23 protein-coding genes are annotated in these 21,957 nt (G+C 68.4%); 19 read left to right on the top strand and 4 right to left on the bottom strand.

Going from position 1 to position 21,957, the window contains the following annotated elements:
- The first annotated feature begins 202 nt into the window (after positions 1-202).
- The 18 genes from ACIBCK_RS28490 to ACIBCK_RS28405 all read left to right on the top strand — a co-directional run bounded on the left by ACIBCK_RS28490 (position 203) and on the right by ACIBCK_RS28405 (position 16,592).
- A complete protein-coding gene (locus ACIBCK_RS28490) occupies positions 203-1,330 on the top strand; it encodes an LCP family protein (RefSeq protein ID WP_399394790.1) in 1,128 nt (375 codons plus the stop codon).
- 149 nt (positions 1,331-1,479) lie between these two features.
- Positions 1,480-1,698, top strand: coding sequence for a 50S ribosomal protein L31 (gene rpmE, locus ACIBCK_RS28485; protein WP_367044975.1), 219 nt, complete (start codon positions 1,480-1,482; stop codon positions 1,696-1,698).
- A 135-nt stretch (positions 1,699-1,833) separates the two neighbouring features.
- Positions 1,834-2,910 (top strand): peptide chain release factor 1, encoded by a 1,077-nt coding sequence (gene prfA, locus ACIBCK_RS28480; RefSeq protein ID WP_365820548.1) that lies wholly within the window; start codon positions 1,834-1,836, stop codon positions 2,908-2,910.
- A gap of 36 nt (positions 2,911-2,946) precedes the next feature.
- Positions 2,947-3,792, top strand: a complete 846-nt coding sequence (prmC, locus tag ACIBCK_RS28475; RefSeq protein ID WP_160507228.1) for a peptide chain release factor N(5)-glutamine methyltransferase — start codon at positions 2,947-2,949, stop codon at positions 3,790-3,792.
- 47 nt (positions 3,793-3,839) lie between these two features.
- A complete protein-coding gene (locus tag ACIBCK_RS28470) occupies positions 3,840-4,487 on the top strand; it encodes an L-threonylcarbamoyladenylate synthase (protein ID WP_249587745.1) in 648 nt (215 codons plus the stop codon).
- Complete coding sequence (locus tag ACIBCK_RS28465; protein ID WP_160507229.1) at positions 4,484-5,125, top strand: protein-tyrosine-phosphatase; 642 nt, start codon at positions 4,484-4,486, stop codon at positions 5,123-5,125. The genes ACIBCK_RS28470 and ACIBCK_RS28465 overlap by 4 nt, the downstream gene beginning before the upstream one ends.
- A 98-nt stretch (positions 5,126-5,223) precedes the next feature.
- Positions 5,224-6,495 (top strand): serine hydroxymethyltransferase, encoded by a 1,272-nt coding sequence (glyA, locus tag ACIBCK_RS28460; RefSeq protein ID WP_399394786.1) that lies wholly within the window; start codon positions 5,224-5,226, stop codon positions 6,493-6,495.
- Between the two features lie 130 nt (positions 6,496-6,625).
- Positions 6,626-7,951 (top strand): MraY family glycosyltransferase, encoded by a 1,326-nt coding sequence (locus ACIBCK_RS28455; protein WP_399394785.1) that lies wholly within the window; start codon positions 6,626-6,628, stop codon positions 7,949-7,951.
- Between the two features lie 260 nt (positions 7,952-8,211).
- Positions 8,212-8,649: a hypothetical protein gene (locus tag ACIBCK_RS28450; RefSeq protein WP_399394784.1), complete on the top strand. Its 438-nt coding sequence runs from the start codon at positions 8,212-8,214 to the stop codon at positions 8,647-8,649.
- Positions 8,650-8,925: 276 nt separating this feature from the next.
- Positions 8,926-9,696 carry a F0F1 ATP synthase subunit A gene (gene atpB / locus ACIBCK_RS28445; RefSeq protein WP_399394782.1) on the top strand — a complete coding sequence of 257 codons (771 nt, stop codon included), beginning with the start codon at positions 8,926-8,928 and terminating at the stop codon, positions 9,694-9,696.
- 73 nt (positions 9,697-9,769) lie between these two features.
- Positions 9,770-10,015, top strand: a complete 246-nt coding sequence (gene atpE, locus ACIBCK_RS28440; RefSeq protein WP_016643250.1) for an ATP synthase F0 subunit C — start codon at positions 9,770-9,772, stop codon at positions 10,013-10,015.
- 41 nt (positions 10,016-10,056) lie between these two features.
- Complete coding sequence (locus ACIBCK_RS28435; RefSeq protein ID WP_399394780.1) at positions 10,057-10,605, top strand: F0F1 ATP synthase subunit B; 549 nt, start codon at positions 10,057-10,059, stop codon at positions 10,603-10,605.
- Positions 10,602-11,423 (top strand): F0F1 ATP synthase subunit delta, encoded by an 822-nt coding sequence (locus ACIBCK_RS28430; RefSeq protein ID WP_399394778.1) that lies wholly within the window; start codon positions 10,602-10,604, stop codon positions 11,421-11,423. The genes ACIBCK_RS28435 and ACIBCK_RS28430 overlap by 4 nt, the downstream gene beginning before the upstream one ends.
- Before the next feature lie 126 nt (positions 11,424-11,549).
- Positions 11,550-13,148 (top strand): F0F1 ATP synthase subunit alpha, encoded by a 1,599-nt coding sequence (atpA, locus tag ACIBCK_RS28425; RefSeq protein WP_365860637.1) that lies wholly within the window; start codon positions 11,550-11,552, stop codon positions 13,146-13,148.
- 20 nt (positions 13,149-13,168) lie between these two features.
- Complete coding sequence (locus tag ACIBCK_RS28420; RefSeq protein ID WP_399394775.1) at positions 13,169-14,086, top strand: F0F1 ATP synthase subunit gamma; 918 nt, start codon at positions 13,169-13,171, stop codon at positions 14,084-14,086.
- Positions 14,086-15,528: a F0F1 ATP synthase subunit beta gene (gene atpD / locus ACIBCK_RS28415; protein WP_399394774.1), complete on the top strand. Its 1,443-nt coding sequence runs from the start codon at positions 14,086-14,088 to the stop codon at positions 15,526-15,528. The genes ACIBCK_RS28420 and atpD overlap by 1 nt, the downstream gene beginning before the upstream one ends.
- A 109-nt stretch (positions 15,529-15,637) precedes the next feature.
- Positions 15,638-16,012, top strand: coding sequence for a F0F1 ATP synthase subunit epsilon (locus tag ACIBCK_RS28410; RefSeq protein ID WP_367044986.1), 375 nt, complete (start codon positions 15,638-15,640; stop codon positions 16,010-16,012).
- A 130-nt stretch (positions 16,013-16,142) separates the two neighbouring features.
- Positions 16,143-16,592: a DUF2550 domain-containing protein gene (locus tag ACIBCK_RS28405; RefSeq protein ID WP_361833629.1), complete on the top strand. Its 450-nt coding sequence runs from the start codon at positions 16,143-16,145 to the stop codon at positions 16,590-16,592.
- A gap of 155 nt (positions 16,593-16,747) precedes the next feature.
- On the opposite strand, the gene ACIBCK_RS28400 is transcribed toward ACIBCK_RS28405, so the two are convergent.
- The 3 genes from ACIBCK_RS28400 to ACIBCK_RS28390 all read right to left on the bottom strand — a co-directional run bounded on the left by ACIBCK_RS28400 (position 16,748) and on the right by ACIBCK_RS28390 (position 20,610).
- On the bottom strand, positions 16,748-18,583 hold the full coding sequence (locus ACIBCK_RS28400; protein ID WP_399394771.1) for a glycosyl hydrolase family 18 protein: 1,836 nt from the start codon (positions 18,581-18,583) through the stop codon (positions 16,748-16,750).
- A 183-nt stretch (positions 18,584-18,766) separates the two neighbouring features.
- On the bottom strand, positions 18,767-19,423 hold the full coding sequence (locus ACIBCK_RS28395; protein WP_399394769.1) for a response regulator: 657 nt from the start codon (positions 19,421-19,423) through the stop codon (positions 18,767-18,769).
- Positions 19,420-20,610: a sensor histidine kinase gene (locus ACIBCK_RS28390; protein WP_399394767.1), complete on the bottom strand. Its 1,191-nt coding sequence runs from the start codon at positions 20,608-20,610 to the stop codon at positions 19,420-19,422. The genes ACIBCK_RS28395 and ACIBCK_RS28390 overlap by 4 nt, the downstream gene beginning before the upstream one ends.
- A 153-nt stretch (positions 20,611-20,763) precedes the next feature.
- Between ACIBCK_RS28390 and ACIBCK_RS28385 the strand changes: the two genes are divergently transcribed.
- A complete protein-coding gene (locus tag ACIBCK_RS28385) occupies positions 20,764-21,375 on the top strand; it encodes a hypothetical protein (protein ID WP_399394765.1) in 612 nt (203 codons plus the stop codon).
- Here the strand turns inward: ACIBCK_RS28385 and ACIBCK_RS28380 are convergent.
- Positions 21,372-21,944, bottom strand: a complete 573-nt coding sequence (locus ACIBCK_RS28380; RefSeq protein WP_399394764.1) for a cob(I)yrinic acid a,c-diamide adenosyltransferase — start codon at positions 21,942-21,944, stop codon at positions 21,372-21,374. The two genes, ACIBCK_RS28385 and ACIBCK_RS28380, sit on opposite strands and share 4 nt — an antisense overlap.
- Positions 21,945-21,957 lie beyond the last annotated feature (13 nt).

The raw sequence follows: 21,957 nt of genomic DNA, 5'->3' as shown, positions 1-21,957 counted from the left end.
CAGTAGCCCCGGGGCCGGAGAAACCGCAGGTGAGAAGCCGGAAGAACGGGGAAGGAGTGCACGATGCGTCACGAGCGTGCGCCGGGGCGCTCACAAAGCGCTGTGCAACCCTTCTTTCGGTTTCCACGTCTGACAAGTGACGACAAACCGCGCCTGACCCTGAAAGCAGGGGGACCCGACCCGGACGAGGACTGAGGAGCCCATGACCGACGAGAGCGCACCCGCGGCGGATACGGCGGCACCGAAACGCTCCCGAGGTGGTGGCGGTCGGCGTCGTAAGCCGCGCGAGAAGCGCAGCAAGGTCCTCGTCGTCACCGCGTGGACCGCGGCATCGGTGGTCGTACTCGGCGGTGCGGGCCTCGGCTTCGTGTACTTCAAGCTCAACGGCAACATCAAGGGCGTCGACATCAACGCCGCGCTCGGCACGGACCGCCCCGAGAACGTCGACAACGGCTCGCAGGACATCCTCGTCCTCGGCTCGGACTCCCGCTCCGGAGACAACGCCAAGTACGGCAAGGACGAGGGCGCCGCCCGCTCGGACACGGCGATGATCGTGCACGTGAACAAGGGCCACAAGACGGCCAGCGTCGTCTCCATACCCCGCGACACCCTCATATCCCGCCCCGAGTGCAAGACGGACGACGGCAAGACCGATCCGGGCGGACAGCGGCAGATGTTCAACACGGCGTACGAGGTCGGCGGCCCCGCCTGCGCCGTCAAGACCGTGGAGAAGATGTCCGGCATCCGGATGGACCACTACGTCGAAGTGGACTTCTCCGGCTTCAAGAAGCTCATCAACACCCTCGGCGGCGTCGAGATCACCACCAAGAAGGCGATCAACGACAAGGACAGCCACCTCAACCTCAAGGCCGGCACGCACCAGCTCACCGGCGAGCAGGCCCTCGGCCTCGTCCGCACCCGGCACGGCGTCGGCGACGGCAGCGACCTCGGCCGCATCCAGCTCCAGCAGGCCTTCATCAAGGCCCTGATCAACCAGGTCAAGGACGTCGGCGTCTTCAGCAACCCGAAGAAGCTCTACGACCTCGCGAACGACGCGACGAGCGCCGTCACCACCGACTCCGACCTGAACGACGTCAAGAGCCTCGCGGGCTTCGCGAGCGGCCTCAAGGGCATCGGCGCGGGCGACATGAAGATGGTCACGATGCCCATCCAGTACGACCCGGCGGACCCCAACCGCGTCCTGCCCCTGGAGAAGGCCGACCAGCAGGTCTGGGACGCGCTCAAGGCCGACAAGCCCATCCCCAAGTCCGCCACCGAGAAGTCCGCGGGTGACAAGGGCGACGCGCGCGACGTCGTGACCAGCGACTAGCACGGTTCGCGGGCCCGCCGGGAATAGAACAGCACCCACCCCGGTTTGGGCAGATGCGACCCGTCCTGGCAGACTGGTACGTCGGCCCCGGTTCACGTACGAGCAATCCGCGCGTACGACCCGGCGCCCTCCCGAAACTAGGAGACACCTTGAAGCGCGACATCCACCCCGAGTACTTCGAGACCCAGGTCAGCTGCACCTGCGGCGCGGAGTTCACCACCCGCAGCACGATCTCCAGCGGCCGCGTCCGTGCCGAGGTCTGCTCCGAGTGCCACCCGTTCTACACGGGCAAGCAGAAGATCCTCGACACCGGTGGCCGCGTGGCCCGCTTCGAGGCCCGCTTCGGCAAGGCTGCAGCCAACAAGTAGCGAGCCACTGCGCCGGTCTTCGGCCGCCCCCGGGAGGGGGCGGTTGGGACCGGCGCTTTGCCGTCTGATCGCAGCAGCCACCTTCGCGTAGAACCCTTGCGCAGTACCTTCGCGTAGAAAACTCAGGAGACCCCGATGTTCGAGGCGGTCGAGGAACTGATCGGCGAGCACGCCGATCTGGAGACGAAGCTCGCGGACCCCTCGGTCCACGCCGACCAGGCCAACGCGCGCAAGCTCAACAAGCGCTACGCCGAGCTGACCCCGATCGTCTCGACGTACCGCGCCTGGAAGCAGACCGGCGACGACATCGCGACGGCCCGTGAACTGGCCGCGGAGGACCCGGAGTTCGCCGCTGAGGTCAAGGAGCTGGACAAGCAGCGCGAGGAGATCACCGAGAAGCTGCGGCTTCTCCTGGTGCCCCGCGACCCGTCCGACGACAAGGACGTCATCCTCGAGGTCAAGGCGGGCGCGGGCGGCGACGAGTCGGCGCTCTTCGCCGGCGACCTCCTGCGCATGTACCTGCGGTACGCGGAGCGCGTGGGCTGGAAGACCGAGATCATCGACGCCACCGAGTCCGAGCTCGGCGGCTACAAGGACGTCCAGGTCGCCGTGAAGACCAAGGGCGGCAACGGCGCCACCGAGCCCGGCCAGGGCGTCTGGGCCCGCCTGAAGTACGAGGGCGGCGTGCACCGCGTGCAGCGCGTGCCCTCCACCGAGTCCCAGGGCCGTATCCACACCTCCGCGGCCGGCGTCCTGGTGACGCCGGAGGCCGAGGAGGTCGACGTCGAGATCCACGCGAACGACCTGCGCATCGACGTCTACCGCTCGTCGGGCCCCGGCGGCCAGTCGGTCAACACCACCGACTCCGCGGTGCGCATCACGCACCTGCCCACCGGCGTCGTGGCCTCCTGCCAGAACGAGAAGAGCCAGCTGCAGAACAAGGAGCAGGCGATGCGTATCCTGCGCTCCAGGCTCCTCGCCGCGGCTCAGGAGGAAGCGGAGAGCAAGGCCGCGGACGCCCGTCGCAGCCAGGTCCGCACCGTCGACCGCTCCGAGAAGATCCGGACGTACAACTTCCCGGAAAACCGGATCTCGGACCACCGTGTCGGCTTCAAGGCGTACAACTTGGACCAGGTGCTCGACGGAGACCTCGACGCGGTCATCCAGGCCTGCGTCGACGCGGACTCCGCAGCCAAGCTCGCGGCCGCGTAAGCACCCGACAACCGCACTGCCCCCCGGAGGACCAGCGTGAACCTGCTGCTCGCGGAAGTGGCTCAGGCCACCCAGCGGCTGGCCGACGCCGGCGTGCCCTCGCCGCGCAACGACGCGGAGGAGCTTGCCGCCTTCGTGCACGGCGTGAAGCGGGGCGAGCTGCACTCCGTCAAGGACTCGGACTTCGACGCCCGCTACTGGGAGACGATCGCGCGCCGCGAGGCACGCGAGCCGCTCCAGCACATCACCGGGCGCGCGTTCTTCCGCTATCTCGAACTCCAGGTGGGCCCCGGTGTCTTCGTGCCGCGGCCGGAGACCGAGTCGGTCGTCGGCTGGGCCATAGACGCCGTGCGCGCGATGGACGTCGTCGAGCCGCTCATCGTCGACCTCTGCACGGGTTCAGGGGCCATCGCCCTGGCCATGGCGCAGGAGGTCCCGCGCTCGCGTGTGCACGCCGTGGAGCTCTCCGAGGACGCCCTGAAGTGGACGCGGAAGAACGTCGAGGGGTCCAGGGTCAAGCTCTCCCAGGGCGACGCGCGTGACGCCCTTCCGGAGCTCGAAGGCCAGGTCGACCTCCTCATCTCGAACCCGCCGTACATCCCGCTCACCGAGTGGGAGTACGTCGCTCCGGAAGCCCGCGACTACGACCCCGAGCTGTCCCTGTTCTCCGGCGAGGACGGCCTCGACCTGATCCGCGGCATCGAGCGCACCGCACACCGCCTCCTGCGGCCCGGTGGCGTCGTTGTCATCGAGCACGCGGACACGCAGGGCGGCCAGGTGCCGTGGATCTTCACCGAGGAGCGGGGCTGGGCCGACGCGGCCGACCACCCCGACCTCAACAACAGGCCGAGGTTCGCGACCGCACGCAAGGCGATGCCGTGAGCACCACCACTTCAAGCCAGCAGTACGTGTACGAGGAGGCCCGCTAGATGGCACGGCGATACGACACCAATGACGCGACCGACCGGACGACCGGTCTGCGCGAGGCCGCGTCGGCCGTCCGCCGTGGCGAGCTGGTCGTGCTGCCCACCGACACCGTCTACGGGATCGGTGCCGACGCCTTCACGCCGGAGGCCTGCGCCGACCTGCTCGACGCCAAGGGCCGTGGCCGCAACATGCCGACGCCGGTCCTCATCGGCTCCCCGAACACCCTGCACGGCCTGGTCACCGACTTCTCCGAGTCGGCCTGGGAGCTCGTCGACGCCTTCTGGCCCGGCGCCCTGACGCTGGTCGCCAAGCAGCAGCCGTCGCTCCAGTGGGACCTCGGGGACACCCGCGGGACCGTGGCGATCCGGATGCCGCTGCACCCCGTCGCCATCGAACTGCTCACCGAGGTCGGCCCCATGGCCGTCTCCTCGGCGAACCTCACCGGGCACCCCGCACCGGAGGACTGTGACGCCGCGCAGGAGATGCTCGGCGACTCCGTCTCCGTGTACCTGGACGGCGGCCCGACGCCCGGCATCGTCCCGTCGTCGATCGTCGACGTCACCGGAAAGGTGCCGGTACTGCTGCGCGCGGGCGCCCTCGACGCCGAGGAGCTCCGCAAGGTGGTACCCGACCTCGAGGTGGCGAATTGACAGCCCCTGAGACGGGGCGTGGCATAGCGGCTTATCCCGATTCGTTCCGCATCCTCCACGTCAGCACCGGCAATGTGTGCCGCTCGCCGATCACCGAGCGGCTGACCAGGCATGCCCTGGCCGACCGCCTCGGCGACCCCTTCACCGGCGGCCTGATCGTGGAGAGCGCGGGCACCTGGGGGCACGAGGGCGCCCCCATGGAGACCAACGCCGAGGCGGTGCTCGCGGACTTCGGCGCCGATGCGTCCGGCTTCAAGGGGCGCGAGCTCCTCGACGAGCACGTCATCCGCGCCGACCTCGTCCTGACGGCGACCCGGGACCACCGGGCGCAGGTCATCTCGATGGGCCACTCGGCGGGCCTTCGCACGTTTACGCTCAAGGAGTTCACGCGGCTCGTGCGGGCCATAGACCCGGCGACCCTGCCCGACCCCGACGGGGGAGTGGTCGAGCGGGCCAGGGCCCTCGTGCGGGCCGCGGCGGCGCTGCGGGGATGGCTCCTCGCCCCCACGGCCGAGGCGGACGAGGTGTACGACCCCTATGGGGCGCCGCTGCCCTTCTTCCGCTCGGTGGGCGACGAGATCAACGAGGCGCTCGACCCGGTCGTGACGGCACTGACGGGCGTGCGGGCCAAGGCTTAAACCTTTCTCTTCGAAAGATCGGGCCGACGCCGCGCGGGCACCGTGTGGCGGGCCTACATTGGAGGGACCCGCACACCTCGCGAGGCCCGGAGCCCAAGATGCCGGTCAGCACCGCACCCACCGCCGCCCCGACGGCGCCAGCTGACTTCGACGCGCTCCGCCGCGCGGACCCCCAGATGGCGGAGATCCTCCTGGCCGAGCAGGACCGGCAGGCGTCCGGTCTCCAGCTCATCGCCGCGGAGAACTTCACCTCACCGGCGGTGCTCGCGGCCCTCGGCTCCCCGCTCTCCAACAAGTACGCCGAGGGCTACCCCGGTGCCCGCCACCACGGCGGCTGCGAGCTGGTCGACGTCGCCGAGCGCATCGCCATCGACCGCGCCAAGGCGCTGTTCGGCGCCGAGCACGCCAATGTGCAGCCGCACTCCGGCTCCTCCGCCGTCCTCGCCGCGTACGCCGCACTGCTGCGCCCCGGGGACACCGTCCTGGCCATGGGCCTGCCGTACGGCGGCCACCTGACGCACGGCTCACCGTCGAACTTCTCGGGGCGCTGGTTCGACTTCGTGGGCTACGGCGTCGACCCGGACAGCGGCCTCATCGACTACGACCAGGTCCGCGCCCTGGCCCGCTCGCACCGGCCGAAGGCCATCGTCTGCGGCTCGATCGCCTACCCCCGGCACATCGACTACGCCGCCTTCCGTGACATCGCCGACGACGTCGGCGCGTACCTCATCGCCGACGCGGCCCACCCGATCGGTCTGATCGCCGGGGGAGCCGCCCCGAGCCCCGTGCCGTACGCCGATGTCGTCTGCGCCACGACCCACAAGGTGCTCCGCGGCCCGCGCGGCGGCCTGATCCTGTGCGGGACCGAGCTCGCGTCCCGTATCGACCGGGCCGTGTTCCCCTTCACCCAGGGCGGCGCGCAGATGCACACCATCGCGGCCAAGGCGGTCGCGTTCGGCGAGGCGGAGACCCCGGCCTTCACCGCGTACGCCCATCAGGTCGTCGCGAACGCGCGCACCCTCGCCCAGGCGCTCGCCACAGCGGGCTGCACGGTCATCACCGGCGGCACGGACACCCACCTGATCCTGGCCGACCCCACCCCCCTGGGCGTCGACGCGCACACGGCCCGCGGGAGGCTCGCCGCCTGCGGCCTGGTCCTGGACACCTGCGCCCTGCCCTACGCCGAGGGCCGCGGCCTGCGGCTCGGCACCGCCGCCGTCAGCACTCAGGGCATGGGGGACGCGGAGATGGTGCGGATCGCGGCGCTCTTCGCCGATGCGGTGCGTGACGAATCCGGGGAGACGAACGACTCGAAAGTACGAGAGGAAGTGCGTGAACTGGTGGGCAGATTTCCGCCGTATACGGCCTAGGTCGGGGTAGACGCGTCAAGCGATGGCGCGTACTCGTGCAACCATCGTCGCTACCCGGAAGTCCCTCACCGTATGCACGCAGAGCTAGGGTGTGGGGCTGAGATGGCCAGCGATACCTGTGGGGAAGCCCGTGCGTGAATACCTGCTGACGCTCTGCATCACGGCCGCGGTCACGTACCTGCTGACCGGCCCAGTGCGGAAGTTCGCGATCGTGGCCGGCGCCATGCCGGAGATCCGCGCCCGCGACGTGCACCGGGAGCCAACGCCCCGGCTCGGCGGTATCGCGATGTTCTTCGGGTTGTGCGCCGGACTCCTCGTCGCCGACCACCTGCCGAACCTGAACGACGTCTTCGAGCGGTCCAACGAACCGCGCGCGCTGCTCTCCGGCGCCGCGCTGATCTGGCTGATCGGCGTCCTGGACGACAAGTTCGAGATCGACGCCCTGATCAAGCTGGGCGGCCAGATGATCGCGGCGGGCGTCATGGTCCTCCAGGGCCTGACGATCCTGTGGATCCCGGTGCCCGGTTACGGCATGGTCCTCCTGGACCAGGGCCAGGGCACGCTCCTGACGGTCGCGCTCGTCGTCATCACGATCAACGCCGTGAACTTCGTCGACGGCCTCGACGGTCTCGCCGCGGGCATGGTGTGCATCGCGGCAACGGCGTTCTTCCTCTACGCCTACCGCATCTGGTACGGCTACGGCATCGAGGCCGCGGCCCCCGCCACGCTCTTCGCCGCGATCCTGATGGGCATGTGCCTGGGCTTCCTGCCGCACAATCTCCACCCGGCCCGGATCTTCATGGGGGACTCGGGCTCGATGCTGATCGGCCTGGTCCTCGCGGCGGGTGCGATCTCCGCCACGGGGCAGATCGACGGCGACGCCCTGAGCCTGAACTTCGGCGGCACCCGCGATGCCACGCACGCGATGCTCCCGGTCTTCATCCCGCTCCTGATGCCGCTGACGATCATCGCGATCCCGTTCGCCGACCTGGTCCTCGCGATCGTGAGGCGTACGTGGAACGGCAAGTCGCCGTTCGCCGCCGACCGCGGCCACCTCCACCACCGCCTCCTGGAGATCGGCCACTCCCACAGCCGCGCGGTGCTGATCATGTACTTCTGGTCGGCGCTGATCGGATTCGGCACGGTGGCCTACTCGGTCCACTCGGCCAGCATGTGGATCCTGCTGTTGATCGTCGCCCTGAGCGCGGTGGGCCTCGTCCTGCTCATGCTGCCGCGGTTCAGTCCGCACATCCCGGGCTGGGCCGAGTCCTTCGTGCCGCCGCGTTACCGGCGGCGCCGGCGGGCCGCGGCGGACGCCTCCGTGGCCGGTGCGACGGACGAGGCGGATGTGGCGGCGGGCGACCGCCCTCCGGTCGAGGCGGACGTCAACGGGGCGACGGCCGTTGGCACCCGCTCGCGCATCGAGGATCGGCACAAGGCCGAGTCGTCGAGCTGACGGCGCCGGTCAAACTCGCCCAATACCAGACAAGTTGCCGCGCTGCATGCACATACGCGCGGATTAACTCTCATGTGTGACGGCGAGCACACTTAGCAGGTAAAGACCTCATCAAATAGTTTGTGATACCGTTCACGAAACCAGGGGATAGAGCCGAAGGACCGTAGTGCGACGGTCCATTGGCCCGAGGGACACTCTCGACCCCGGACTACGCTCGTCCATGACGACACCCTGCCCCCATCAGTAAGCGGAGCGCCGCCATGCCGTCTCAAGACACCCGAACTCTCCTTCAGTCCGCCGTACCCACAGCTGCCGTTGGCGTGATCGTCGCCGTGGTGAGTGGTGTGGTCGCGGGTGGCAAGGGGGCGCTCGGGGCCGTCGTCGGCACCGTGGTGGTCATTGCGTTCATGGGGCTCGGAATGTTCGTCTTGCAGCGGACGGCGAAATCGCTTCCGCAGTTGTTCCAGGCGATGGGCATGATGCTCTACGTCGCCCAACTTCTGCTGCTCCTGATCTTCATGGCCCTGTTCAAGGACACCACGCTCTTCAACCCCAAGGCCTTCGCTGTCGCGCTCGTGGTGGCGACGGTCGCGTGGATGGCCGCACAGGCTCGTGCGCACATGAAGGCCAAGATCCTTTACGTGGAACCCGACTCCGAGCAGAAGGACAAGCCGGAGAAGTCGGGGTCCTCGGCGTGAAGGGTAGGGCCGGGATAAATGCGCGTTCGAGATGCTGCTATCGTCCGGTGCCAACTGCGGCACTGCCGGCGCGGGCATCTGAGCTGACGCCTGCACGATCGCGAGGCTCGATGCCTGACCGCCGCGCCCACATCCGAAACACCAGTCTGGTGCCGAATCGCGGCTGCGCGCCGCGCCGACACGACAACGAGGTTGCCGTACCTATGCGTCACGCCGAAGGAGCCCGCGGTGAGTGCTGACCAAACTGAGCTCGCCTTCGATTGGAGCTGTCGGATCATGTCCGACAACGGGTGCGGCTTCCCGGCTCCGGGCCTGCACTCGTTCCTCTTCAAGCCGATCGCCACCGTCGGTGGGTTCGAGTTCAACAAGGTGATGCTGCTTGCCTTGATCACGACGCTGGTCGTCATCACCTTCTTCTACGCGGCGTTCGGCAAGGCCAAGGTCGTTCCGGGCAAGCTGCAGATGATGGGCGAGGCCGGCTACGACTTCGTTCGCCGCGGCATCGTCTACGAGACGATGGGCAAGAAGGACGGCGAGAAGTACGTCCCGCTCATGGTCTCGCTGTTCTTCTTCATCTGGATCATGAACATCTGGTCGGTGATCCCGCTGACCCAGTTCCCGGTCGCGTCGATCTTCGCGTACCCGGTGGTCCTCGCGCTCATCGTGTACCTGATCTGGGTGCCGCTCACCTTCAAGAAGCACGGCTTCGTCGGTGGCTGGAAGAACATCACGGGTTACGACAACTCGCTCGGCCCGATCAAGTGGCTCGTGTCGTTCATCGAGTTCTTCTCGAACCTGCTCGTGCGCCCGTTCACGCACGCTGTGCGACTCTTCGCCAACATGTTCGCCGGTCACCTGATGCTGGTGATGTTCACCGTCGCCTCCTGGTACCTGCTGAACAGCTGGCTGATCCCGGCCGCCGGTGTCTCCTTCGTGATGACGATGGCCATGATCCTCTTCGAACTCTTCGTGCAGGCTGTTCAGGCGTACGTCTTCGTGCTCCTGGCCTGCTCGTACATTCAGGGCGCTCTCGCCGAGCACCACTGAGCCCCTGTCAGCAACCCCCTAAGCGCCTGGTGGCCAACCCCCACCGGTCCATGAAAGAGAAGGAAGTAACGGCATGTCCGCGACTCTCGAGCTCGCCGCCCTCCAGGGTGACATCAAGGCCCTCGGCTCCATCGGCTACGGTCTCGCCGCGATCGGTCCCGGCATCGGTGTTGGCATCGTCTTCGGTAAGGGCACCGAGGCCCTTGCCCGTCAGCCTGAAGCCGCTGGCCTGATCCGTGCCAACCAGATCCTTGGTTTCGCCTTCTGTGAGGCGCTCGCCCTCATCGGCATCGTCATGCCGTTCGTCTACGGCTCCTGATCGCCAAAGACGATTAGCCCCGTTCGACGAAAGGCAATGATGTGATCGCCAACCTGGTACAGCTGGCGGCCGAGGAAGAGCAGAACCCGCTCATCCCCCCGGGCCCCGAGCTGCTCGTCGGCGCCATCGCCTTCGCCATCGTCTTCTTCTTCTTCTGGAAGAAGCTCCTCCCGAACATCAACAAGGTTCTGGATGAGCGCCGCGAGGCGATCGAAGGCGGTATCGAGAAGGCCGAGGCCGCTCAGACCGAGGCCCAGAGCGTGCTCGAGCAGTACAAGGCTCAGCTCGCCGAGGCACGGCACGAGGCCGCGCGTCTGCGCCAGGAGGCGCAGGAGCAGGGCGCCACGCTCATCGCTGAGATGCGTGCCGAAGGCCAGCGTCAGCGCGAGGAGATCGTGGCCGCCGGTCACGCGCAGCTCGCCGCCGACCGCAAGGCCGCCGCGCAGTCGTTGCGTCAGGACGTGGGCCAGCTGGCCACCGACCTGGCGGGCAAGCTCGTCGGTGAGTCCCTCGAGGACTCCGCTCGGCAGAGCCGCACCATCGACCGCTTCCTCGACGAGCTCGAGGAGAAGGCCGAGGCGACTCGATGACAGCGCACGGAGCCAGCCGCGAGGCCCTCGCGGCCGCGCGCGAGCGTCTCGACGCGCTGATCGACAACACCTCGGTGGACGTGCGGCGGCTCGCTGACGAGCTCGCCTCGGTCACCGCGCTGTTCAACCGCGAGGTCTCGCTGCGCCGGGTCCTGACCGACCCGTCGCAGTCCGGTGAGGCCAAGGCCGAGCTCGCCGGGCGGCTGCTCGGCGGGCAGGTGAGCGGCGAGAGTGCCGACCTGGTGGCCGGCCTGGTCCGCTCGCGCTGGTCGCAGTCGCGTGACCTGGTGGACGCCATCGAGGAGCTCACCAACCTCGCCGATCTGACCGGTGCGCAGAAGGCCGGCGCGCTGGACGACGTCGAGGACGAGCTGTTCCGGTTCGGCCGGATCGTCTCCTCGAACACCGGGCTCCGGTCCGCGCTGACCGACCGCGCCGCCTCCGGTGCGGCCAAGAGTGAGCTGCTGCGCAGCCTGCTCGGTGGCCGGGCCAACGAGGTCACGGAGCGGCTCGTCGAGCGCCTTGTGACCGCGCCCCGTGGACGTAGCCTGGAAGGTGGACTCGAGTCCCTCTCCAAGCTGGCCGCGGACCGCAGGGACCGCATGGTCGCCGTGGTCACTTCGGCTGTTCCGCTCTCGGACCAGCAGAAGCAGCGTCTCGGTGCCGCCCTCGCGAAGGTCTACGGCCGCCAGATGCACCTGAACCTCGACGTGGACCCCACGGTCCTCGGCGGGATCACGGTGCAGGTCGGCGACGAGATCATCAACGGCAGCATCGCGGACCGTCTCGAGGACGCGCACCGCCGCATGGCGCGCTAGCAGTAACGCAAACGTTGTAATTACGGCCCTAGTTGGGCCGTGCAGAGGATTCACCTCTTACTTGGGGGGAGTCCCCAGACCCCCAAAGTGAAACTTCGGGCCCAACAAGGAGAGCAGGGAACCCAGATGGCGGAGCTCACGATCCGGCCGGAGGAGATCCGGGACGCACTGGAGAACTTTGTCCAGGCGTACAAGCCGGACGCGGCCTCGCGCGAGGAGGTCGGTTCGGTCAGCGTTGCCGGTGACGGCATCGCGAAGGTCGAGGGCCTCCCCTCGGCCATGGCCAACGAGCTGCTGAAGTTCGAGGACGGCACCCTCGGTCTCGCCCTCAACCTTGAGGAGCGCGAGATCGGCGCCGTCGTACTCGGCGAGTTCAGCGGCATCGAAGAGGGCCAGCCGGTCACCCGTACCGGCGAGGTCCTGTCCGTCGCGGTGGGCGAGGGCTACCTCGGCCGTGTCGTCGACCCGCTCGGCGCCCCGATCGACGGCCTCGGCGAGATCGAGACGTCCGGCCGCCGCGCCCTCGAGCTGCAGGCCCCCACGGTCATGGACCGCAAGTCGGTCCACGAGCCGATGGAGACCGGCTACAAGGCCGTCGACGCGATGACCCCGATCGGCCGTGGCCAGCGTCAGCTGATCATCGGTGACCGCCAGACGGGCAAGACCGCCCTGGCCGTCGACACGATCATCAACCAGCGTGACAACTGGCGCTCGGGCGACGTGAACAAGCAGGTGCGCTGCATCTACGTCGCCGTTGGTCAGAAGGGCTCCACCATCGCCTCCGTGCGCGGTGCCCTCGAAGAGGCCGGCGCGCTGGAGTACACGACCATCGTCGCCGCCCCGGCGTCCGACCCGGCGGGCTTCAAGTACCTGGCGCCCTACACCGGTTCGGCCATCGGCCAGCAGTGGATGTACGAGGGCAAGCACGTCCTCATCATCTTCGACGACCTCTCGAAGCAGGCCGACGCCTACCGCGCCGTGTCCCTGCTGCTCCGCCGCCCGCCGGGGCGCGAGGCCTACCCGGGTGACGTCTTCTACCTGCACTCGCGTCTGCTCGAGCGCTGCGCGAAGCTCTCGGACGAGATGGGCAAGGGCTCGATGACGGGTCTGCCGATCGTCGAGACCAAGGCGAACGACGTGTCGGCGTTCATTCCGACCAACGTCATCTCCATCACCGACGGTCAGTGCTTCCTGGAGTCCGACCTGTTCAACGCCGGTCAGCGTCCGGCCCTGAACGTCGGTATCTCGGTCTCCCGTGTCGGTGGCTCCGCCCAGCACAAGGCGATCCGCCAGGTGTCCGGCCGTCTTCGCGTGGACCTCGCCCAGTACCGCGAGCTGGAGGCGTTCGCCGCCTTCGGTTCCGACCTGGACGCCGCGTCGAAGGCCTCCCTCGAGCGCGGTCAGCGCATGGTCGAGCTGCTCAAGCAGGCTCAGTACCAGCCGATGGCCACCGAGGACCAGGTCATCTCCATCTGGGCCGGCACCACGGGCCGCATGGACGAGGTCCCGGTCGTCGACATCCGGCGCTTCGAGCGTGAGCTGCTCGAGTACCTGCACCGCAAGGAGCAGGGCCTGATGACCTCCATCAAGGAGGGCGGCAAGATGTCCGACGACACGATCACGGCCATCGCCGACGCCGTCGCCGAGTTCAAGAAGCAGTTCGAGACCTCGGACGGCAAGCTGCTCGGCGAGGACGCTCCGGCTGCCGTCGACGCGTCCAAGTGACGACGGAAGGGACCTGACTCATGGGAGCCCAGCTCCGGGTCTACAAGCGTCGCATCAAATCCGTCACCGCGACCAAGAAGATCACCAAGGCGATGGAGATGATCGCCGCCTCGCGTGTCGTCAAGGCACAGCGCAAGGTGACCGCCTCCACTCCGTACGCGACCGAGCTGACCCGCGCGGTCACCGCGGTGGCCACGGGTGCGAACGACAAGCACCCGCTGACCACCGAGGCCGAGGCTCCGACCCGGGCCGCTGTCCTGCTCCTCTCGAGCGACCGCGGTCTGGCCGGCGCCTTCAACTCCAACGCCATCAAGGGTGCGGAGAAGCTCACCAAGAAGTTGCAGGACGAGGGCAAGGAGGTCGACACGTACATCGTCGGCCGCCGTGGCATCGCGCACTACAACTTCCGTGAGCGGAAGATCTCCGGGCAGTGGACGGGCTTCACCGATGCCCCTTCCTACGCGGATGCCAAGGAGATCGCCGCACCCCTGATCGAGGCCATCGAGACGGACACGGCCGAGGGCGGCGTGGATGAACTCCACATCGTCTACACCGAGTTCATCTCGATGATGACGCAGGAAGCGACCGGTTCCCGGCTGCTCCCGCTGAGCCTCGACAAGGTCGCGGAAGAGGCGGGCCAGAGCGACGAGGCCCGTCCGCTGTACGACTTCGAGCCGTCGGCGGAGGACGTCCTCGACGCCCTTCTGCCGCGCTACGTCGAGAGCCGTATCTACAACGCGCTGCTCCAGTCGGCTGCTTCCAAGCACGCCGCCACGCGCCGCGCGATGAAGTCGGCGACCGACAACGCGGGTGACCTGATCAACGCGCTCACCCGTTCTGCCAACGCGGCCCGCCAGGCCGAAATCACCCAGGAAATCAGCGAGATCGTCGGTGGCTCCAGTGCCCTGGCCGACGCTTCCGCGGGGAGTGACAAGTAATGACGACCACTGTTGATACGGCCGTTGCCACGGGCCGCGTCGCCCGGGTGATCGGCCCGGTCGTCGACGTGGAGTTCCCCGTCGACGCGATGCCGGAGATCTACAACGCCCTTCACGTCGAGGTGGCCGACCCGGCCAAGGACGGCGAGAGGAAGACGCTGACGCTCGAGGTTGCCCAGCACCTCGGCGACGGCATCATCCGCGCCATCTCGATGCAGCCCACCGACGGTCTGGTCCGCCAGGCCGCCGTGACCGACACGGGCGCGGGCATCACCGTCCCCGTCGGTGACATCACCAAGGGCAAGGTGTTCAACACCCTCGGTGCGATCCTGAACCACCCCGAGGCCGAGGCCGACGTCACCGAGCGCTGGCCGATCCACCGCAAGGCCCCGGCCTTCGACCAGCTCGAGTCCAAGACCGAGATGTTCGAGACCGGCCTGAAGGTCGTCGACCTTCTCACCCCGTACGTCAAGGGTGGAAAGATCGGTCTGTTCGGTGGAGCGGGCGTCGGCAAGACCGTCCTCATCCAGGAAATGATCATGCGTGTGGCCAAGCTGCACGAGGGCGTTTCCGTGTTCGCCGGTGTCGGCGAGCGCACCCGTGAGGGCAACGACCTCATCGACGAGATGGAAGAGTCGGGCGTTCTGGACAAGACCGCCCTGGTCTTCGGCCAGATGGACGAGCCGCCGGGCACGCGTCTGCGCGTCGCCCTCGCCGGTCTGACCATGGCGGAGTACTTCCGCGATGTGCAGAAGCAGGACGTGCTGTTCTTCATCGACAACATCTTCCGCTTCACGCAGGCCGGTTCCGAGGTCTCGACCCTGCTCGGCCGTATGCCCTCCGCGGTGGGCTACCAGCCGAACCTGGCCGACGAGATGGGCCTCCTCCAGGAGCGCATCACCTCGACGCGTGGTCACTCGATCACCTCGATGCAGGCGATCTACGTCCCCGCGGACGACCTCACCGACCCGGCCCCGGCCACGACCTTCGCGCACCTCGACGCGACGACCGTGCTGTCGCGTCCGATCTCGGAGAAGGGCATCTACCCGGCGGTGGACCCGCTGGACTCGACGTCCCGCATCCTGGACCCGCGCTACATCGCGCAGGACCACTACGACGCCGCCATGCGCGTCAAGGGAATCCTGCAGAAGTACAAGGACCTCCAGGACATCATCGCGATTCTCGGCATCGACGAGCTCAGCGAGGAGGACAAGCTGGTCGTCCAGCGTGCCCGCCGCGTCGAGCGCTTCCTGTCGCAGAACACGCACGCCGCCAAGCAGTTCACCGGTCTCGACGGTTCGGACGTGCCGCTCGACGAGTCGATCGCGGCGTTCAACGCGATCATCGACGGCGAGTACGACCACTTCCCCGAGCAGGCGTTCTTCATGTGCGGTGGCATCGAGGACCTGAAGGCGAAGGCCAAGGAGCTCGGCGTCTCCTGAGTCCATGACTCACGGGAGGGGTGGGCGAGTCCCGCCCCTCCCGGTACGCCCACTAGAATTTGACCCAACACCCGGCGAAGCCGCCGGGTGGTGACCCGAGGAGCCACCCTTGGCTGCTGAGCTGCATGTCGAGCTGGTCGCCGCGGACCGCAGTGTCTGGTCCGGCGAGGCCACCCTGGTCGTCGCGCGCACCACGTCCGGCGACATCGGCATCATGCCCGGTCACCAGCCGCTGCTCGGTGTGCTGGAGTCGGGCCCGGTGACCATTCGTACGAGTGGCGGCGACACCGTCGTCGCCGCTGTCCACGGAGGATTCGTCTCCTTCGCGGACAACAAGCTGTCACTGCTTGCTGAGATCGTCGAGCTGTCGGACGAGATCGATGTCCAGCGTGCGGAGCGGGCGCTCGAGCGCGCGAAGTCGGAGGCCGACGCCTCCGCCGAGCGTCGCGCGGACGTCCGACTGCGGGCGGTGTCGTCGCGCTGAAACGGGCGCGACGGCGTTTGACGTGACTCAGCCGCGGCCAGGTCCGGAGTAATCCGGACCGGGTCGCGGCTGAGGCGATGCGGGTGCAATTCTGTTGGTCCGTTACGAAGAGGCGAGGAGGTCGGTGCCGATGATCCTCACTCTGCTCGTGTGCGGACTCGTGTTGGTCGTGCTGGTGTTGGTGGGACTCTTCGTCTTCGGGCTGCGGCGCCGGCTCATCCAGCGCTCCGGCGGCACCTTCGACTGCAGCCTGCGCTGGAACGCCCCGGAGAAGGGCGACACCTCCGGCAAGGGCTGGGGGTACGGGGTCGCCCGCTACAACGGCGACCGGATCGAGTGGTATCGAGTCTTCTCGTACGCTCCCCGTCCCCGGCGGACCCTTGAGCGCTCGGCCATCGAGGTCGTCGACCGCCGCGCCCCGGACGGCGAGGAGGAGCTCGCACTGCTCTCCGACGCGATCGTCCTCGGCTGCCTGCACCGCGGCGTACGCCTTGAGCTGGCGATGGGCGAGGACGCACTGACGGGCTTCCTGGCCTGGCTGGAGGCGGCGCCTCCGGGGCAACGGGTCAACGTGGCTTAGCTGGGGCGCCCCCCCCAGGGGCGCGGGGCTGTGACATCTGCGGCTTCGCCGCGTGGGCGCGACCAGCCACATACGGTCCGCAGACGCAAGACGTAAGAAGCCGGGGAGAACAGGGGGCGTACCTGTTCTCCCCGGCTTCGTCTATGCGGGACGGGCTACTTCAGGCCGTCATTGATGGCGCTCACCAACTCGCCGTTGGTGGTGTCCCCGCTGAACTCCCAGAAGAAGGCGCCTCCCAGGCCCTGCTGCTTCGACCAGGCCATCTTGCTCTTGACCGTGGCCGGGGTGTCGTACGACCACCAGTTGTTGCCGCAGTGGGCGTAGGCCGTACCGGCGATCGTGCCGTTCGCGGGGCAGGAGTTCTTGAGGACCTTGTAGTCCTCGATGCCCGCTTCGTACGTGCCCTGCGCCGCGCCCGTGGCCGTGCCGCCGGGCTCCTTCTGTGTGACGCCGGTCCAGCCGCGGCCGTAGAAGCCGATGCCGAGCAGAAGCTTCGCGGCGGGGACGCCCTTCGCCTTCAGCTTCGAGATCGCGTCGGCGGAGTTGAAGCCGTCCTGCGGGATGCCCGGGTAGGAGGTGAGCGGGGAGTGCGGGGCCGTCGGGCCCTTGGCCGCCCACGCGCCGAAGAAGTCGTACGTCATCACGTTGTACCAGTCGGCGTACTGTGACGCGCCGCCGTAGTCCGCGGCGTCGATCTTGCCGCCGTTGGAGCCGTCCGCGGTGATCGCGGCGGTGACCAGGGCGTTCTTGCCGAACTCGGTGCGGAACGCCTGCATCATGTTCTTCATCGAGGCCGGGCCGCTGGTGTCGCAGGTCAGGCCGCAGGCGTTGGGGTACTCCCAGTCCAGGTCGATGCCGTCGAAGACGTCGGCCCAGCGCGGGTCCTCCACCAGGTCGTGGCAGGACTTGGCGAAGGCGGCCGGGTTCTTCATCGCGTCGGTGAAGCCGCCGGACCAGGTCCAGCCGCCGAAGGACCACAGGACCTTGATGTTGGGGTGCTTGGCCTTGAGCTTGCGCAGCTGGTTGAAGTTGCCGCGCAGGGGCTGGTCCCAGGTGTCGGCCTTGCCGTCCACGGACTGGTCGGCGGTGTACGCCTTGTCGTAGTCGGCGTAGGCGTCGCCGATGGTGCACTTGCCGCCCTGGACGTTGCCGAAGGCGTAGTTGATGTGGGTGATCTTGGACGCGGAGGCCGAGCTGTCGATGTTCTTCACGTGGTAGTTGCGGCCGTAGACGCCCCACTGGGTGAAGTAGCCGAGCTTGACCTTGTCACCGGGGCCGGGCCCGGGGTCGGTGCCACCTGTCGTGTGCACCTTGACGGCGCCGGAGGCCGGGCCGGTCTGGTCCGCGGTGTCGCGTGCCTGGACCGTGTACGAGTAGTCGGTGCCCGCGGTGAGGCCGCTGTCGGCGTACGAAGTCCCGGTCACCGTCGCGACCTTGGAGCCGTCGCGAAGAACGTCGTAGTTCTTGACGCCCTTGTCGTCGGTGGCCGCCTTCCAGGCGAGCTTCACCGAGGTGTTGGTGATGTCGGAGGCGGTGGGGGCGCCGGGCGCCGAGGGCGGCTTGTCGCCGGGGACGCTGCCGCCGTCACAACTGCCGCCGTTGAGCGTGCAGTTGGAAGGGGAGCCCGGACCTGAGCCGTTGAACCCGAAGGAGACCGAGGCGCCGGGGGCGAGCGTCCCGTTCCAGCCGACGTTCTTGGCGGTCCAGCGGTTGCCGGAGTTGGTGACGGTGGCGTCCCAGGCGGAGGTCACCTTCGTGCCGGAGGGGAAGTCCCACTCGACGTTCCAGGAGCTGATGGAGGTGGTTCCGGTGTTCTTGACGGTCCACTTGCCCTCGAAGCCGCTGCCCCAGTCCTGGGTCTTGGCGTACGTGGCGGTGGCCGCGGGGGCGGCTTCCGGCGCGGCTTCGGCGGGGCCGCCGAGCGCGACCAGGGTGGCGAGCGGGAGCAGCAGGGTGGTGAGGCCTGCCACGGCTCTGTGTCTGAAGCGCACTGTGTGCTCCTCGGGTGAGATCCGGGGGGACAGAGGGGTGGAACCCTGCGCCGCCCGTGAGCACGTGGAACACGTGGGGGAGTGCTCACCGCAGTGCCGGTGAGAATAGAAAGGTCTGGACCAGCGGTCAAGAGGTCTGAACCATTGGCCGGATAGCGCCGGTGAGGTGCGCTGGAGCCGGGCCTATACACCCAACTCCTGTGCGAGCACTGCCGCTTGGACCCTGCTGCGCAGTTCCAGCTTGCCGAGCAGTCGGCTGACGTGGGTCTTCACCGTCGCCTCCGCCATGTCGAGGCGGCCCGCGATCTCCGCGTTCGAGAGACCTTCGCCGAGGCATGCGAGCACCTCCCGCTCCCGTCGCGTGAGGGTGTCGAGGATGGCGGGATCGGGTCCGTTCTCCCGGCGTGCGGGCCTGGCGTTCCGTGGGGCCGCGAACTCGGCGATCAGCCGCCGGGTGACGGCCGGGGCGATCAGCCCTTCGCCTCGCCCGACCGTACGGACCGCCTCCAGGAGGTCCTTGGCCTCGGTGTTCTTCAGGAGGAAGCCGGACGCGCCCGCGCGCAGCGCCCCGAAGACGTACTCGTCCAGGTCGAACGTGGTCAGGACGAGCACGTCGGAGAGCCCCTCGGAGACGACCTGACGCGTCGCGGAGACCCCGTCGAGGCGCGGCATCTGGATGTCCATGAGCACCAGATCGGGGCGGAGTTCACGGGCCAGCCGCACCGCCTGCTCGCCGTCCGACGCCTCGCCGACCACCTCTATGTCCGGCGCGCTGCGCAGGATCAGGACGAGCCCGGCCCGTACGGCGGACTGGTCCTCGGCGACGAGCACTCGGATCATGCGGAAGCTCCTTGGTCTGCGGGGTCGACGGGCAGGGTGGCGCGGACGTCCCAGACCTTGCCGCTCGTGGTGCTCTCGGGGCCCGAATCGAAGGTGCCGCCGAGAAGTTCGGTGCGCTCCCGCATGCCGACGAGACCGGCCCCGGAGCCGGGGGCGCGGGGGCCGGCGGGGGAGCCGTAAGGGCTGGTCACGTGGATGTCGAGGGCGTGGGGGCGCTGGGCGAGAGCCACCGTGACCAGGCCGGGCGAGGCGTGCTTGAGGGCGTTGGTCAGGGACTCCTGGACGATGCGGTACGCCGCGAGCTCGACGGGGGCGGGCAGGCGCGGGCCCTCCGGGTCGCGGGCGTCGTCGAGCGTGACGTCCAGACCATTGGTACGGGCGCCCGCGATCAGGGCGCCCAGACCGTCGAGGGTGGGGGCGGCCGTCGGCTCCCTGTCGTCACTGGAGTCACGGAGGATGCCGATGAGGCGGCGCATCTCGGCCAGACCCTCGACGCTGTTCTCGCGGATGACGGCGAGCGCGTCGCGGGTGGTCTTCGGGTCGTCGAGCGAGAGTGCCGCCGTGGAGTGGATGGCGATCGCCGAGAGGTGGTTGGCGACCATGTCGTGCAGCTCGCGGGCCATCCGGGCGCGCTCGGCGGTGATGGCCTGCACGCGGTCCATCTCGGCGAGCAGCGCGGTCTGTTCGGCACGCAGCCTGGCGGCGTCGGCGGCCTCGCGGTGGTTGCGCACGAGAACGCCGGTGGTGGCGGGGCCGAAGGACACGAGGCCGGTGATGACGCCGATCAGGATCGCCTCCGGTTCACGGGTCCAGGCGAGGAACCCGATCGTCACGGCCACCGTGATCGCCCCGGTGGTGACCGGGATGCGGCGGGCGGAGGCGGGCGTCCCGTAGACCACGGCGGCGTACACGATGTCCGTGAACATCATGATCGACGCTAGATTGCCCGACGTGAACTGGTCGGCGGCCAGCGCGAGCGTCCCGAGGGTCAGGGCGGTCCGCGGCATGCTGCTGCGCAGCAGTTCGAGCCCGCCGAGGACGACGAGCGGGATCAGCGCCCAGGTTGCGCCGAGCGGCCGGTCCGTCTGCGTGTGCAGCCCGAGCCCCCACAGCGCGAACCCGGCGAGGACGCAGCCCACGGAGATCTGTACGTCGACGCGCTTCGGGCGCGGAAGGGACAGGGCCATGCCTCCATCCAACACGGCGCGCCGGGGCCATGCCTGATCCTGAGGGAGGAACCGCGCGCTACATCGAAGGATGCAGTCCTACTTCGTCACTGCCGACGACGATCCGCGGCCGGTCCGGCGGGAGCCTTGAAGGGTGACCGAGAGGAGCGAACCGTGATCGTCACACTGATCATCATCTGCGAGGTCGGCTTCTGGGTGCTGCTGGCCGGCGGCCTGGCCCTGCGCTACGCGGCGAAGATGCCGCGCGCCAGTGTCGCCGTACTGCTGTGCGAGCCGATCCTGGAGGTCGTCCTCTTCGTCGTCACCGCGATCGACCTGAAGAACGGCGCGGAGCCGGACTGGAAGCACGGCCTCGCCGCCGTCTACATCGGCTACTCCATCGCGCTCGGCCACTACACGATCAAGTGGGTGGACGTACGCGTCGCCCACCGTTTCGCGGGCGGCCCGCCGCCGTCGACCCCCAAGTACGGCATGCCCCGAGCCATCCACGAGTGGAAGATCGCCGCCCGCTGGATCCTGGCGGGACTGATCGCCATGGCGCTGCTGCAGGGAGCGGTCTGGTACGTCGGGGGCGACGGGGACGTCGGCTCCCTGCGGATGTGGCAGCAGAAGATGCTGTGGCTGATCGGCATCAACGTGATCATCGCGGGGTCGTACACACTGTTCCCGAAGAAATCACCGCCGGTGGCGCCCCATAGGGACGCGGGGAACGGCGCGACAAGCCACGACGCGTCCGCAGACGAACAACCGGCGCGCAACGCCTAACGCTCGCCGCCCGGCACCCACAGCACGTCCCCGACCTCCTTGTTCGCCGTACGGGCCAGGATGAACAGGAGGTCGGAGAGCCGGTTCAGGTACGTGGCGGTCAGGGGGTTCATGCTCTCCCCGTGGCTCTCGAACGCAGCCCACGTCGACCGCTCCGCCCGCCGCACCACCGTGCACGCCTGGTGCAGCAGCGCGGCCCCCGGCGTGCCGCCCGGCAGGATGAAGCTGCGGAGCTTCTCCAGCTCGTCGAGGAAGCGGTCGCAGTCCGCCTCCAGCTTGTCGATGTACGACTGCTCGACGCGCAGCGGCGGGTACTTGGGGTCCTGAACGACCGGCGTCGACAAATCGGCGCCCACGTCGAAGAGGTCGTTCTGGACCCGGAGCAGGACCTTCGCGACCTCTTCGTCCAGCCGGCCGAGCGCGATCGCCGCGCCGATCGCGGCATTGGCCTCGTTCGTGTCGGCGTACGCCGAGATCCGCGGATCGGTCTTGGTGGTCCTGCTCATGTCGCCGAGGGCCGTCGTGCCCTTGTCGCCGGTCCTGGTGTAAATGCGCGTCAGATTGACCATGAGGTCAGCCTAG

The sequence above is a fragment of the Streptomyces sp. NPDC051218 genome (assembly GCF_044455475.1).
GTDB lineage: Bacteria > Actinomycetota > Actinomycetes > Streptomycetales > Streptomycetaceae > Streptomyces.
Note: the sequence above shows the minus strand (reverse complement) of the source record. Positions and strands in the feature narration are given on the sequence as shown.